Annotated in this window: 13 protein-coding genes; 6 read left to right on the forward strand and 7 right to left on the reverse strand. The window is 64.9% G+C overall.

Annotated elements, in window-relative coordinates; all coding sequences use genetic code 11:
* Positions 1–66 precede the first annotated feature (66 nt).
* The gene (locus CWS35_RS26345) at positions 67–2,373 is read right to left on the reverse strand and encodes a PAS domain-containing sensor histidine kinase (protein ID WP_100954638.1); all 2,307 of its coding nucleotides are present in this window, start codon (positions 2,371–2,373) and stop codon (positions 67–69) included.
* Positions 2,374–2,591: 218 nt separating this feature from the next.
* Between CWS35_RS26345 and CWS35_RS26350 the strand changes: the two genes are divergently transcribed.
* Positions 2,592–4,937 carry an NF038122 family metalloprotease gene (locus CWS35_RS26350; RefSeq protein ID WP_100954640.1) on the forward strand — a complete coding sequence of 782 codons (2,346 nt, stop codon included), beginning with the start codon at positions 2,592–2,594 and terminating at the stop codon, positions 4,935–4,937.
* A gap of 198 nt (positions 4,938–5,135) precedes the next feature.
* On the opposite strand, the gene CWS35_RS26355 is transcribed toward CWS35_RS26350, so the two are convergent.
* Positions 5,136–5,906 (reverse strand): gamma-glutamyl-gamma-aminobutyrate hydrolase family protein, encoded by a 771-nt coding sequence (locus CWS35_RS26355; RefSeq protein ID WP_024583428.1) that lies wholly within the window; start codon positions 5,904–5,906, stop codon positions 5,136–5,138.
* A gap of 293 nt (positions 5,907–6,199) precedes the next feature.
* Between CWS35_RS26355 and CWS35_RS26360 the strand changes: the two genes are divergently transcribed.
* The gene (locus tag CWS35_RS26360; RefSeq protein WP_024583427.1) at positions 6,200–7,345 is read left to right on the forward strand and encodes an AI-2E family transporter; all 1,146 of its coding nucleotides are present in this window, start codon (positions 6,200–6,202) and stop codon (positions 7,343–7,345) included.
* Between the two features lie 6 nt (positions 7,346–7,351).
* Here CWS35_RS26360 and CWS35_RS26365 read toward each other — a convergent pair whose 3' ends face one another.
* The 5 genes from CWS35_RS26365 to CWS35_RS26385 all read right to left on the reverse strand — a co-directional run bounded on the left by CWS35_RS26365 (position 7,352) and on the right by CWS35_RS26385 (position 10,616).
* Positions 7,352–7,588: a hypothetical protein gene (locus tag CWS35_RS26365; RefSeq protein ID WP_024583426.1), complete on the reverse strand. Its 237-nt coding sequence runs from the start codon at positions 7,586–7,588 to the stop codon at positions 7,352–7,354.
* A 44-nt stretch (positions 7,589–7,632) separates the two neighbouring features.
* Positions 7,633–8,853 (reverse strand): GGDEF domain-containing protein, encoded by a 1,221-nt coding sequence (locus tag CWS35_RS26370; protein WP_024583425.1) that lies wholly within the window; start codon positions 8,851–8,853, stop codon positions 7,633–7,635.
* A gap of 239 nt (positions 8,854–9,092) precedes the next feature.
* Positions 9,093–9,569 carry a 30S ribosomal protein S9 gene (gene rpsI, locus CWS35_RS26375; protein WP_024583424.1) on the reverse strand — a complete coding sequence of 159 codons (477 nt, stop codon included), beginning with the start codon at positions 9,567–9,569 and terminating at the stop codon, positions 9,093–9,095.
* On the reverse strand, positions 9,569–10,033 hold the full coding sequence (gene rplM, locus CWS35_RS26380) for a 50S ribosomal protein L13 (RefSeq protein ID WP_100954642.1): 465 nt from the start codon (positions 10,031–10,033) through the stop codon (positions 9,569–9,571). Before rplM ends, rpsI begins: the two co-directional genes overlap by 1 nt.
* Before the next feature lie 154 nt (positions 10,034–10,187).
* Positions 10,188–10,616: a PaaI family thioesterase gene (locus CWS35_RS26385; protein WP_024583423.1), complete on the reverse strand. Its 429-nt coding sequence runs from the start codon at positions 10,614–10,616 to the stop codon at positions 10,188–10,190.
* A 70-nt stretch (positions 10,617–10,686) separates the two neighbouring features.
* On the opposite strand from CWS35_RS26385, the gene CWS35_RS26390 reads away from it, so the two are divergent.
* The 4 genes from CWS35_RS26390 to CWS35_RS26405 all read left to right on the forward strand — a co-directional run bounded on the left by CWS35_RS26390 (position 10,687) and on the right by CWS35_RS26405 (position 14,088).
* Positions 10,687–11,514: an enoyl-CoA hydratase gene (locus CWS35_RS26390; protein WP_100954644.1), complete on the forward strand. Its 828-nt coding sequence runs from the start codon at positions 10,687–10,689 to the stop codon at positions 11,512–11,514.
* 7 nt (positions 11,515–11,521) lie between these two features.
* Positions 11,522–12,106: a CoA-binding protein gene (locus CWS35_RS26395; protein ID WP_024583421.1), complete on the forward strand. Its 585-nt coding sequence runs from the start codon at positions 11,522–11,524 to the stop codon at positions 12,104–12,106.
* A gap of 146 nt (positions 12,107–12,252) precedes the next feature.
* Positions 12,253–13,533, forward strand: coding sequence for an O-acetylhomoserine aminocarboxypropyltransferase (locus tag CWS35_RS26400; RefSeq protein ID WP_100954646.1), 1,281 nt, complete (start codon positions 12,253–12,255; stop codon positions 13,531–13,533).
* A 150-nt stretch (positions 13,534–13,683) separates the two neighbouring features.
* Entirely contained in the window at positions 13,684–14,088 is a 405-nt protein-coding gene (locus tag CWS35_RS26405) for a hypothetical protein (protein ID WP_100954648.1), read from the forward strand.
* The last annotated feature ends 2 nt before the right edge of the window (positions 14,089–14,090 follow it).

The following is a 14,090-nucleotide window of genomic DNA, read 5'->3' on the forward strand; positions in this document are numbered from 1 at the left end:
ATTGGCTGCGCCACAACGGCCGCGGTCGGGATGATCGCCGCCTGCGCTTGTCAGTGAGTCCCGATGCTAGCTTTTTTCCGGCGGATTCTCGCGCAGAAAACGTTCGAGATCGGGCTGCACGGAGTAAGGCTGCGGAACCGGGTCGCCCTGGAAGTCGACCTGAAGATCAAGGCAGCGCCGCAGCATCCGCGCCAGCTCGCTGCGCCGATAGGGCTTGGTCAGCAGCGGAATGCCATGACCGGCACGCCCCTGCTGCACCGGCAGGACGCCATCGCTGTAGCCTGAGGTGAACAGCACCCGCAGCGCCGGGTGCCCGGCCATCAGCGTCTCGGCCAACTGCCGGCCATTCATGCTGCCCGGCATCACGATGTCGGTGAACAGAAGGTCAAACGCGGCACCACCATTGACGATCGCAAGGGCGGCATCGGCGTTCGCCGCCACCAACACCTTGTAGCCGAGGCTTTCGAGCTGGCCGGTGACATAGTCACGGATCGTGGCGTCGTCCTCGACGCACAGGATGGTCTCGTTGCCGCCCCGGACCGGCTGATCATCCTCCTCGGCTGCGCCTGGCGCGGTGCCGTCCGCCTTGGGAAGATAGATCCTGAACACGGAGCCGCGCCCCTGCTCGCTCTTGACCTCGATCCCGCCGCCGCTCTGCTTGACGAAGCCGAACACCATGCTGAGCCCGAGCCCGGTGCCTTGCCCGACCTCCTTGGTGGAGAAGAACGGATCGAAGATCTTCTCCAGATGCGACGGCGAGATTCCGGTCCCGGTATCGGTCACCTCGATCACCAGATGGTCGCCGGCCCGTTCGACGCCACGCGCCACCGCCTCGGGAATCCCGAGTTGGACGTTGCGGGTCGCAAAGGTCAGCGTCCCGCCGTCCGGCATGGCATCGCGCGCATTGATGGCGAGATTGACCAGCGCGGCACCAAGCTGGCTGCGGTCGACGAACGCGAGCCAGGCGTCGCGGCCGAGTTCCGTCCGGATCTCGGTCTGCGAGCCCAGCGTCTGCGACAGCAGCCGCACCACCTCACCGATCAGGTCGTTGACATCGGTCCCGCCGGGCTGCAACGGCTGCTTGCGCGCGAATGCCAGCAGGCTCGAGGTGAGCTGCGCGCCGCGATCGGCGGCATCGCTGATCAGCTTGGCGATCCCGGCAAGCTGCGGGTTGTCCTTGACGCCGTCGGCGAGGATTTCGATGGTCCCGGTGATCACCGTCAGCATGTTGTTGAAGTCGTGCGCGATGCCGCCGGTCAGGCGCCCCAGCGATTCCGTCTTCTGCGCCTGGATCAGCTGTTCTTCGGCGATCCGCCGCTGGGTGACGTCCCGGACGAACGCATTGATGACGTAACCGTCGCCGCGGCGCAGCGCGTTCAGCGAAACCTCGGCGAAGAACCTGTGGCCGTCGCGATGCACCGATTCGGTTTCATAGCGCATGCCCATACCGCCGGCCGCGGTCTCCTGAAGGAAGCGGGCGACCCTCTGGCGGTGCGCAAGGCGAAGCTCCTCCGGGAACACCAGTTCCACCACCCGCTGACCGATCGCCTCGGAGCGGGTCCAGCCGGTCAGCGCCTCGGCCTGCGGACTCCAGTCCAGCACGATGCCGTCCTGGTCGGTCTGGACGAAAGCATCGAGCGCGGTCCTGACGATGGCCTGCGCCATCTGCTCGCTCTCGACCAGCGCCTGATGCGCGCGCCGCTGCGCGGTGACGTCATGCAGCACCGTAACGGCGCCGCGGAGATGGCCTGCCTCATCGCGCAGCGGGCGGGCGTTGACGATGAAGCAGACATCCTCGGCCGGCGGTTGGGGCCTGACGTTCAGTTCGAAATCATCGACGCTCTCGCCGTACAGCGCGCACACCAATGGCGATTTCGAAATCGGCATGATCGTCACGCCGTCGGCGTAATAGCATGTGAAAGCCCGCACGTCGGTTACGCTGTTGAAGCCAATTTCGACCCCGAGCAGCCGCCGCGCCGCGACGTTGGCGATGACGACCGTGCCGTGCTCGTCGGCGACCACGACGGGATCGCGGATGCTCTCGACGGTGTTCTCCAGCAGGTTCTGCCGGCTGCCCAATTGCGCTGACAACTCGGCGAGCGCCGCGGCGAGCCGCGTGGCCTCGTCGTTGCCGCTGCTGCCCCGGCCGATCGGCACCTGCTCGCCGCGCGCCAGGCCGTCGGCCACCCGCATCAACTGGGCCGGCTTCGACAGCAGTCTCGCAATCGTCTCCGCAGTCATCAACACCATCGCAACGGCGCCGCCTGCAAGCAGAATGCCCGGCCAGCTGACGCCATGGACAAATCCCAGGGCTAACAGGAGCAGGACCACGGGAAACAGCATCCCGATCGCCAGACGGCCCGACAAATTCATCCCGACCAACTCATCCTGAGCAGTTGCACCAGAAAACCGATAAGGAAAACAATATCGGAAAGGATTGTCGGCCGGGGCAATATCGGGGGCTCGCGCCTTGTTGCTTAGCCGAGTCCGGTCCGGCGATCCGCCACTTTTGTATACGTATAAATACGGAGAATATTGCGTTCCCCGGCGCCGATCGATCCGGATCGGGCGCCGGATAGTCCAAGCCTCAGGTGAGTGGCTGGCCTATCCTGATGCCGACGCCGCATGCCGGGGAGGCATCGTTGCAGATCAACATCGTCTACGACAGCAGCGCGAACAGCGCTCCGGCCGCCTTCAAGACCGCGGTCGCTTATGTCGTGAACCTGCTCGACGCAGCCTTCACCAACAACGTCACCCTCAACATCCATGTCGGCTGGGGCGAGGTCAACGGCTCGCCGATCACTTCCAATGATCTCGGCGAAAGCGAGGAAGCCGAGGCGCCGCGCTACGACTATGCGACGATCCGCGACGCGTTGATCGCTAACGGCACCGCGGCCGACCAACTCGCCGCCTTTGCGACGCTGCCGACATCGGATCCGACCAATGGCGGCGTGTTCGACATCGGCCGCGCCGAAGCCAAGGCGCTGGGCCTGATCGGCGCCAACGATACTGCCGTCGACGGCTGGGTCGGCTTCAGCACCAGTGCCGAAACGGACTGGTCGTTCAATCCCACCGCTGTTCCCGGGGCCAACCAGTACTACATCGTCGGCTCGATCGAGCACGAGATCACCGAGGTGATGGGCCGCGACTCCCTGCTCGGGGTCAAGGGCGAGCACTATTCCAACGGCTGGGGTGTCCCCGACCTGTTCCGCTTTTCCGCGCCCGGTGTTCGGGAACTGGCGGCCGGCCCGGTCCACTCCACCGGCTATTTCTCGATCGACGATGGCGCGACCAGCCTCGGCAGCTGGAACAACCACATCGCCAAGGGCGATCTCGGCGATTGGGATTCCGGGTACGGCTCCGGCGGTGGACCGGGCCCGTCCGGCAACGACGCCTTCAACAATGAGAGCGATTACGGCGTCATCAATGGGATCACCCAGACTGACCTGACGTTAATGCATGTCCTGGGCTGGGATCCGTCGCTTCCGGACAACTTCGTGATCAACGGCGAGATTTACTATGTCGCCTCCGGCCAGACCGCGACCAACCTCGTTGTTCAGACAGGCGGCACGCTCGATGTCTCAGGGATCGCCGACAGCGCAATCCTGCACGGCAATGCCGAAATCTACAGTGGCGGCGTCATTCACGGCATCACGGTCGAACCCGGCGCCACGCTGACCGTCGACGCCGGCGCCACCGCCGACGGCTTGATCATCGCGGGAGGGCTTGCGGATTTCAACGACAGCGCCTCGACCGGCATCACCCCGATCGTGTTCGAGGGTACTGGCGGCACGCTCGAGATCGACGGACACGCGGCGCCCGCCAACATCATCAGCGGGTTTGCGATCGGCGACACCATTGACTTCTATGGCGTCAACATCGGTAGCAACGCCACGGTGACGCTGTTGCCCGGCAATGTGCTCGAACTCGCCGAGCACGACAAGACATTCGATTTCCAGCTCGATCCGAACGACAATTTCGCCGGCCAGAGCTTTGGCGTCGGCGGCGACGGCTATGGCGGCACCGCGATCTACCTGCTGCAGTCGGTGCTGTCGGTGACGACGAGTGGCACAGGCATCGCCAACGGCAACGGCGATCTCGACGCAGGCCACAACGTGACCTTCACCCTCAACATGAACGATGCCGTCGCCGTCGACACCACGCATGGCGTACCGACCTTGCTGCTCAACGACGGCGGCGTCGCGACCTATGCCGGCGGCAGCGGCAGCGACGCGCTGACCTTCAGCTACACGGTCGCGGCCGGTGACAACACCGCCGACCTCGCGATATCCAGCGTCACGCTGCACGGCGCGTCGATAACCGACAGCTACGGCCACCATGCGAGCCTCGTTGGTGCGGTCACCAATCCCGGCGGCGTCCTGCAAATCGACACCACCGCACCGGAGGTATCAGGTGTCACCGCGGCGCCGACGACCGGCATCGAGACCGCAGGCGCCAGCATCGCGCTGACCCTCGGCTTCAACGAAGCCGTCACGGTGTCGGGCGGCGCGCCGACGCTTGCGCTCAACAATGGCGGCGGCGCAATTTACGACGCGGCCGCGACCGCAGCGCTGCACGACCCGACCAAGCTCGCCTTCGACTATCTCGTCTCCGGCGGCGACAACCCGACCGCGACGCTCGCCGTGACCGGCGCCAATCTCAACGGCGCTGCCATCACCGACCTCGCCGGCAACGCTGCCAACCTCTCGAACGTGAATACGAGCTTCAATGGCCTGTCTATCAACGATGCACCGGCCTTCACGGACGCCGGCCTGACCCGCCCCGAACTGCATCTCGGTGCAGGCGGCAATATCGTGCTCGACGCCAATGCCGCCAGCTTCGCCGCCTCCTACGGCCTCGAATACCTCTATCTCGGCTTGCCCGCCGGCACGCCATATCCGCCGGTGGATGCCGGCAGCGGATTCCATTTGGTCTGACTGAGCTTGGCGTCATTCCGGGGCGACGCGCGGCGTCGAGCCCGGAATCCCTTGAGCCGCATAACCCATTGGATGAATGGATTCCGGGCTCAGCCCTTCGGGCTACCCCGGAATGACGAACGGATGCACCGCCCCGAGCACTGATTTGCCGACGAAGCAAACCGAAAAAGAGGCAAACTCGGCGTCGTCCCTCGTCCCTTACGCCGCGCGTCGCCGTTCGCGCAACGCGTCGCCGAACGCCTCGAACAGAGCGCGATTGATCGGATTGCGCTGCGGGTCGTACTCGGCGTGCCACTGCACGCCGAGCGCAAAGCCGGTGGCATCCGCGATGCGGATCGCCTCGATGGTGCCGTCCTCGGCAACGCCCTCGATCACGACGCGTTGGCCGGGCTCGAGGATACCCTGGCCGTGCAGCGAATTGACCCGGATGGTCTCACGACCAAGGATCTTGGCGAATGCGCCGCCTGGCGTGAGCGCAACGTCGTGGCGGTCGGCGAACACCACGGTGGGATCGGGATGGATCTCGCCGTTCTCGAGCCGCGGCATCCGGTGGTTCATCCGGCCCGGAATCTCGCGGATCTCCGGATGCAGCGAGCCGCCGAAGGCGACGTTCATTTCCTGCAAGCCGCGGCAGATGCCGAAGATCGGCACGCCGCGCGCGACACAGGCTTCCGACAACGCCAGCGCGACATCGTCGCGGGGGATGTCATAGGGCTCATGCGCGGCGCAAGGTTCGGTGTTGAAGCGGGTCGGATGGACATTGGCGCGAGCCCCGGTCAGGACGACGCCGTCGACCACGTCGAGCAAGGAACCGACATCGGTGATGTCAGGGGTTCCCGCGAACATCAGCGGGACGGCACCCGAGACTTCGGCAACCGCGCGAAGGTTGCGCTCTCCGACCATCTGGACTGTGAAACGATTTTCAATGCGATGGGCGTTTCCGATCACGCCGACCACGGGCCGTCTCATTATTCAAGTCTCGCGCAATGATTCTTCTAAGTTTGCGACGTTGCGGAGACGATCATGCCTTCGAGTTCCCGCCGGATCAACTGTCTATCTCTGCACAGGTGGGCTTGCAGCCCTGCACAGGCGGGTCCAACCGGACCCAAAAGGCTGCCCGGAGCCCCGAAATGCCTCACCCGGCGGCCTCTCCCCCACAACCGCCGGTCGACGGCAGAGCGGCGCATCGCTCGCAGCTTGATCCCGGCACAATTTTCGCCAAAGACTGCCCTGGACACACCGTCGCGAAGAAGGAATCACCCGTGACAGACTCGGCTGACAATCGCCTGCGGGCCCGTAACGACATGGCGTGGGCGATCGCCGTCGGCGGCATCGGGATAGTGCTGTTTGCAGCCCTGCTGATGTTCGCCTGGCAATTCGCCGCGACCCTCTTCCTGCTGTTCTCAGGCATGCTGCTCGGCGTCGGCCTGAACGCGATGACCACCCTGCTCGGGCGGCTGACCGGGCTGCCGCATGCGCTGCGGCTCGCGATCGTCTGCCTCGCCTTGGCTGGACTGCTGTCCGGAATCGTGTTCCTCGGCGGTACCACCATCGCGCAGCAGGCCACGGTGCTGAGCAACACGATCAAGTCGCAGCTCGGCAGCGTCAAGGAGTTCCTCGAGCAGCGTGGTGTCGATACCAGCTATCTCGACTTCGCCAATGCCGCCGGCGAGACGAAGCCGGAAGGTACCGCCACGGCGACGACGCCCACGGCACCTGCAACGTCGTCGCAGCCCCACGGCATCCCCGGGGCCGGCGCGCTGGCCTCCAGCGGCGGCGCCATCATCAGTCAGACGCTGAAAGTGCTGCTCGGCACCGTCAGCGTCGTCGGCAACTTCTTCATCGTGCTGTTCCTCGGGCTCGCCTTCGCGGCCCAGCCAAGCATCTACCGTGCAGGACTGCTGTTCATCGCGCCGGCCAAATACCGTGGCGAGGCGACCGCCATCGTCGACCGCATCGGCGAGACGCTGGAACGCTGGCTGATCGCACAGATGATCACCATGACCGCGGTGTTCCTGGTCACCTGGATCGGGCTTGCCATCATCGGCATCCCGAGTTCGTTCATCCTCGGCATCCAGGCCGGCCTGCTCGCGTTCATCCCGACCGTCGGGGCGATCCTCGGCGGGCTGATCGTGGTGTTGGCGAGCCTCGCGACCGGATGGATCGCGGCGCTGTCCGCCTTCATCCTGTTCCTCGGCGTCCACGCGCTGGAGAGCTACGTGCTGACGCCGATCATCCAGCGCCAGGCGCTCGACATCCCGCCGGCAACGTTGTTCGCGTTCCAGATCCTGCTCGGCGTCGTGTTCGGCATCTGGGGGCTGGCGCTGGCGCTGCCGCTGATGGCGATCGCCAAGGTGATGATCGACCATTTCAAGGCAGAGGATCCGGCGGCTGCGAAGGCCGCCTGAACCGCCTTAGGAGAACAGCAGCACCGTCCCCACGACCATCAGCAGCACGCCGACCATCATCACGACCGGCCAGCGGCTCGTCGGTTGCTGGTAGCGGCCTTGCGCCCGCCGTTGGGCGACCAGCGCGCTCTCATACTCGTCCGAGTCCGAGAACAGACAGGCGAAGCCGCTGCCTGCCGCAGCAGCGTCGGCTTCGAGCGACATCAGGACGGACTGCGGATTGCGGGTGCGGATCGACTCCATGCCCGAAAGCATGGGATCGAATGGTTAACCAGGCGTTACCTCGCTCATGCCTGGGCAGGTGACGCCTTGTGCCGCGCCGATGCGGGCAGGCCCGCGGTCTTGCGCCGCCAGTTCTCAAGCGACAGCGGCAATTCCGCCGCCGCCTCGACGCGGTTGCGGCCGCCGCGCTTGGCCTGGTAGAGCGCGGTGTCGGCCGAGGCCAGCAGCACCTCGAGCTCGGTCCCGGCCGGGCCGCCGGCCACGCCGATGCTGACCGTGGTATCGACCGGACCTTCCTCGCAGACGATATCGCTGTTCTCGAACGCCTCGCGCACGCGCTCGGCGACCAGCACGCCCTCCTCCAGCGGACACGGCAGCAGCGCGGCGAATTCCTCGCCGCCGATCCGGCCCGACAAGTCGCTGATCCTGAGATTGTTGACCACGACCGCGGAGAACAGTTTCAGGATCTCGTCGCCGGCGGGGTGGCCGAAACGGTCGTTGATCGACTTGAAGTGGTCGATGTCGAAAATCATCACCGTGACCGGCCGGCCGGCCGTGGCCTCGCGTTCGATCACCCGCGCGCACGCTTCGGAGAAGCCGCGGCGGTTGAGCATGCCGCTCAGCGGATCGATCGACGCCGCCGTCTTGTGCACGGCGACCGCGCGGTCCGACACCATCATGAAGATCACGAACACCGTGCCGATCGCATACAGCACGAGCTCGATCGAGAACAACGTGACCCAGAAGCTGGAGACGACAACATTCTGCCCGTTCAGGCGCAGCAGGTCGCCGACCAGGATCGGCAGCATCAGGACGCAGCCATGGGCGACCGGGATCACGATTGCGATCCAGCGCCGCTGCATCGCACGGCGGCGCTCGCTCCAGAGTTCTGAGGCAGTCAGCGCGGCATAGACCGCGACGATCCCGGCGCCGATCGTCAGGCGCGTCGCCGGATCCTCGAGCATCGTCACCGCGCCGATCCAGGCGATCGGGCCCAGCACGAGGCCCGGCAGGTTGGCCTTGCGGCCGTGGAAAATGCGCGAGGCATTCCACACCATGCCGCAGGCGGCGAAGCCGATTGCATTGAGGCCGAGCAGGACGAAGGGATCGAGCGTCGAGCTGCCGACCGTCCAGAGCGCGACCGAGGCCGCACCGAGCAGATAAGCGGTGCCCCACCATTTCAGCGCGGGGATATTCTCCTGCCTGCCGAACAACCACAGCATGGCGCCGAGCATGCCCGCGACCATGGTGGCGAACAGATAGAGTGTCGACGGATCGAACGACATGGACTCACCCCAGCCCGGTGTGACGCAACGTTCGCAGGCGCGATTGATTGTGGTGATGCAGCGCCAGTGCGAGTTTGCAGGCTAGAGGCCCCGAGTTCCAATTTCGTTTGCACGCACACGCAAGTTTTCTTGAAAAACTGCGCTAATTCGCGGCGAAGCAGGCGCAGCAAAAAGGGCGCCTCGCGGCGCCCTTTGCAACTCGATGCTCGCGGCAATTGCCGCGAATTTTAGTACTCGAATTAGCGCTTCGAGAACTGGAAGGACTTGCGGGCCTTCGCCTTGCCGTACTTCTTGCGCTCGACGGTACGGCTGTCGCGGGTCAGGAAGCCGCCCTTCTTGAGGACGCTGCGCAGCTCCGGCTCGAAATTGGTCAGCGCCTTCGAGATGCCGTGACGGACAGCACCGGCCTGGCCGGACAGACCGCCGCCGGCGACCGTGCAGATCACGTCGTACTGGCCGTTGCGGGCGGCAGCGACCAGCGGCTGCTGGATCATCATGCGCAGCACCGGGCGGGCGAAGTAGACTTCGAACTCGCGGGTGTTGACCGAGATCTTGCCCGAGCCGGGCTTGACCCAGACGCGGGCGACCGCGTCCTTGCGCTTGCCGGTGGCGTAGGCGCGGTTGAACTTGTCGACCTTCTTGACGTACTTCGGCGCGTCGGGCGCGGCCGGCTTGACCTGCGAGAGCTGGTCGAGGGACTGCAACGTATCGGACATTATGCGGCCCTCGTGTTCTTGCGGTTCAGGGAAGCGATATCGACCTTCTCGGGGCTCTGCGCTTCATGCGGATGATCGGCACCCGGATAGACGCGCAGATTGCCCATCTGCATGCGGCCGAGCGGACCGCGCGGGATCATGCGCTCGATCGCCTTCTCGACGACGCGCTCGGGGAAGCGACCCTCGAGGATCTGCTTCGCGGTGCGCTCCTTGATACCGCCGATGAAGCCGGTGTGCTTGTAGTAGGTCTTCTGGGCGCGCTTGCGGCCGGTCAGCACCACATGCGCGGCATTGACGATGATGACATTGTCGCCGCAATCGACGTGCGGGGTGTAGGTCGGCAGGTGTTTGCCGCGCAGGCGCATCGCAACGAGGGTGGCGAGACGGCCGACGACCAGACCCTTGGCGTCGATCACGACCCACTTCTTCGTCACTTCGGCAGGCTTGGCCGAGAACGTGCTCATGTGTGAAATCCGTGAAAAAGAAATCGGCGCCGTGTGCGCCGAAACTGGGCGGCTTTCTAGAGAAGCCGCGGGCGTGCGTCAACGCCCAGATGCGCAAATTACTTCAGCAAAAACAATGAATTATAAATATGGTGCAATGATACCGTAGAAAAGGCTATTGATTTGGAATGGAATAGGTCGCCGTGACATGGGCGATCGGATCGGGTGAGGTGCCGGACAGCAGGTTCACCTCGCCAACCGCCAGCCGCTTGCCGAGCTTGAGCAGCTTGGCAACCGCGAGAACGTCCTGCCCCGGCTGGCCCTTGCGCAGGAAGTTGATGTTGAGGTTGGTGGTGACCGCAAGACCGATCGGCCCGATCGCCGACAGCAGCACCACATACATCGCGAAATCCGCCAGCCCCATCAGCGTCGGCCCTGACACCGTGCCGCCAGGGCGCAGCATGCGCTCGCTGAAGCGCTGGCGCAGCAGGGCCGTCTCGCCGTCGGCACTTTCGATCCTGATATCGTCGTAGGTGAAGGCCTGCGGAAATTCCTTGCGCAGGAACTCCTCCAGATCAGCTACGCTCATTTTCGCAATCGCCATGCCGTCCCTGCCCTCGCTTCAGTCAGCCTGTTACATTAAATTGTCACAGACACGATAGTGGAATCTCGCCATGACCGCCCAAGCCGCCCGCGCAGAAGCGCCACGACACCAGCCGATCCTGCTGCGCGAGACCGTCGGCAGTATCGCGGTACTGACGCTCAATCGTCCCGCCGCGCGCAATAGCCTGTCCGAGGGCATGATCGGCGAACTGCACGCCGCGCTGAACGACATCGGCGACGACACGAGCATCCGCGCCGTCGTGATTGCGGCGAACGGCTCGGCCTTTTCTGCGGGCCACGACATGAAGGAGCTCACCGCGCGCCGCAGCGACGCTGATCGCGGCCGGGCCTATTTTGCGCAGATCATGAACGCATGCAGCGCGATGATGCAGGCGATCGTACACCTGCCGAAGCCGGTGGTCGCGTCCGTCCAAGGCATTGCCACCGCGGCCGGTTGTCAACTCGTCGCCAGCTGTGATCTGGCAATCGCCTCCGAGGCGGCGGCGTTTGCGACGCCGGGCGTCGACATCGGGCTGTTCTGCTCGACGCCGATGGTGGCGCTGTCGCGCAACGTGCCGCGCAAGCAGGCGATGGAGATGCTGCTCACCGGCGAGCCGATTTCGGCCGCAACTGCAAAAGAGATCGGCCTCGTCAACCGCGTGGTGCCCGCTGGCACCGAGCGCGACGCCGCGATCGCGCTGGCCGAAAGGGTCGCGCTGAAATCGGCCTACACGGTCAAGCTCGGCAAGGAGGCGTTCTATCGTCAGGCCGAGATGAGCCTTGCTGACGCCTATCGCTTCGCGGCCGAAGTGATGACCGAGAACATGATGGCGCGCGACGCCGAGGAAGGCATCGGCGCCTTCATCGAGAAGCGCGAGCCGAAATGGCAGGACAAGTAGCATTCCGATGAATCACGACGCCTACGACGACAACTACATCCGCAGCATCCTCAACAACGTCAAATCGATCGCGATGGTCGGCGCCTCGCCGGTCAACGTGCGGCCGAGCTACTTCGCCTTCAAATATCTGGCGCAGCGCGGCTACGACATGATCCCGGTCAATCCCGGCCATGTCGGCAAGACGCTGATGGGCAAGCCGTTCGTCGCCTCGCTTGCGGACATCGATCGGCCGATCGACATGATCGACATCTTCCGCAATTCCAGCCACATCATGCCCGTGGTCGAAGAGGCGCTGAAATTGTCGCCGCTGCCGAAGGTGATCTGGATGCAACTCGGCGCACGCGACGATGCCGCCGCCGAGAAGGCCGAGTCCGCCGGCCTCAAGGTGGTGATGAACCGCTGCCCGAAGATCGAATATGGCCGGCTGTCATCGGAGATCTCCTGGATGGGCGTCAACTCGCGCACGCTGAGTTCAAAGCGAGCGCCAATTCCGACCCAGGGCATGCGGCTGTCGCTCAACCGCACCAGTTTTGGCGGCGGCCAGACCGCGGCATCCGACCGCGCCGCGAAGAACAAGACCGAGACGACCTAACGTCCAAGCGGAATAATCCTGCCGCTCACGCGGTACGGCATAGAATGCCATTCCAGGGACGGCGGCGTGCCCAACTCGCTTGACGGCGGGCGCGGCCACCATCAGCATGCCGCGCATTTCGACCAGGCCACAACAGGACACCAAGAATGACCGATCGCCTCCCGGGATTTTCCACCCTCGCCGTGCACGCCGGCGCGCAGCCTGATCCCACCACCGGCGCGCGGGCGACGCCGATCTACCAGACCACGTCATTCGTCTTCAACGATGCCGACCATGCCGCTTCGCTGTTCGGCCTGCAGGCGTTCGGCAACATCTATACCCGCATCGGCAACCCGACCAATGCCGTGCTCGAGGAACGTGTCGCAGCGCTCGAAGGCGGTACCGCGGCGCTTGCGGTCGCCTCCGGCCATGCCGCGCAACTCGTCGTGCTGCAGCAACTGCTGAAGCCCGGCGACGAGATCATTGCGGCACGCAAGCTCTATGGCGGCTCGATCAACCAGTTCACCCACGCCTTCAAGGCGTTCGGCTGGAACGTGGCCTGGGCCGATCCGGACGACATTGCAAGCTTCGAGCAGGCGGTGACGCCGCACACCAAGGCGATCTTCATCGAGTCGATCGCCAACCCCGCGGGCAGCATCACCGATATCGAGGCGATCGCCGCCGTCGCGCGCAAGGCCGGCGTGCCGCTGATCGTCGACAACACGTTGGCCTCGCCCTACCTGATCAAGCCGATCGACCACGGCGCCGACATCGTCGTGCACTCCTTGACCAAGTTCCTCGGCGGTCACGGCAACTCGCTCGGCGGCATCATCGTCGACGCCGGCACCTTCGACTGGTCGAAGGACAACAAGTACCCGATGCTGAGTGAGCCGCGCCCGGAATATCACGGCATCCGGATCCAGGAGACGTTCGGCAATTTCGCCTTCGCGATCGCTTGCCGCGTGCTCGGCCTGCGCGACCTCGGTCCGGCACTGTCGCCGTTCAACGCCTTCATGATCCTGACCGGCATCGAGACGCTGCCGCTGCGCATGCAGAAGCACTGCGACAACGCCAAGGCGGTGGCGGAATTCCTCTCCACCCACCCGGCCGTGTCGGCGGTGAACTATGCCGGCCTGCCCGGCGACAGGTACAACGCGCTGCAACGCAAATACGCGCCGAAGGGCGCCGGCGCGGTGTTCACCTTCAGCCTCAAGGGCGGCTATGACGCGGGCGTCAATCTGGTGTCGAACCTGAAGCTGTTCTCGCATCTCGCCAATGTCGGCGACACCCGCTCGCTGGTGATCCACCCGGCCTCCACCACCCACAGCCAGCTCGATGACGCCGCCAAGGTGAAGTCCGGCGCGGCACCGGAGGTGGTGCGGCTCTCGATCGGCATCGAGGACAAGGAAGACCTGATCGCGGACCTCGACCAGGCCCTGCGCTCCTGATCCCGGAGCGGTTCCGGAGCGGTGCCCGCATCGCTCCGGATACTCCCGGCGGCCCCCTCGATTAACGCTTAATGCCGACGGGCCTCTCGTTAACGTTCAATCCGGCTTAAAGTGGCAGTGATAGGCTCCGGATGATTCGGGAGACCATTAATGCTGCGCTGGATATTGCCGCTTGCGATCGCGCTATCTGCGATTCCGCCCGCTGAGGCTGCCGACAGCCTCGTTCCCCCGAAAAACGCCACCGTGAAGGCCGCGCGCCAGCTGCCGCCCGGCTTGCCGCGCCGGCCCTACGCCTACCGCACCACCATCACAGGGCCGACCTATGTGCGGCGCGGCCGCCAGCTCGTGGTCGTCGAGCCCAAGGTGATCCCGCTCAATTCGGAGCCGTATATCCCGGTCGTGCGCGGCGAGCCGCTGCTGCCCGGATCGTCATCGCTGCCGGGCTATTACGGCAATTCGCGCTCCTACAGCTATCTCGGCCCGTACTATGGCGGCGCCTATGTCGACTACTGGGACCGCCTGCCCTACGCCTGCGGCGTCTACGGCTACTGCTAGCG

This window comes from Bradyrhizobium sp. SK17 (assembly GCF_002831585.1).
Lineage (GTDB): Bacteria > Pseudomonadota > Alphaproteobacteria > Rhizobiales > Xanthobacteraceae > Bradyrhizobium.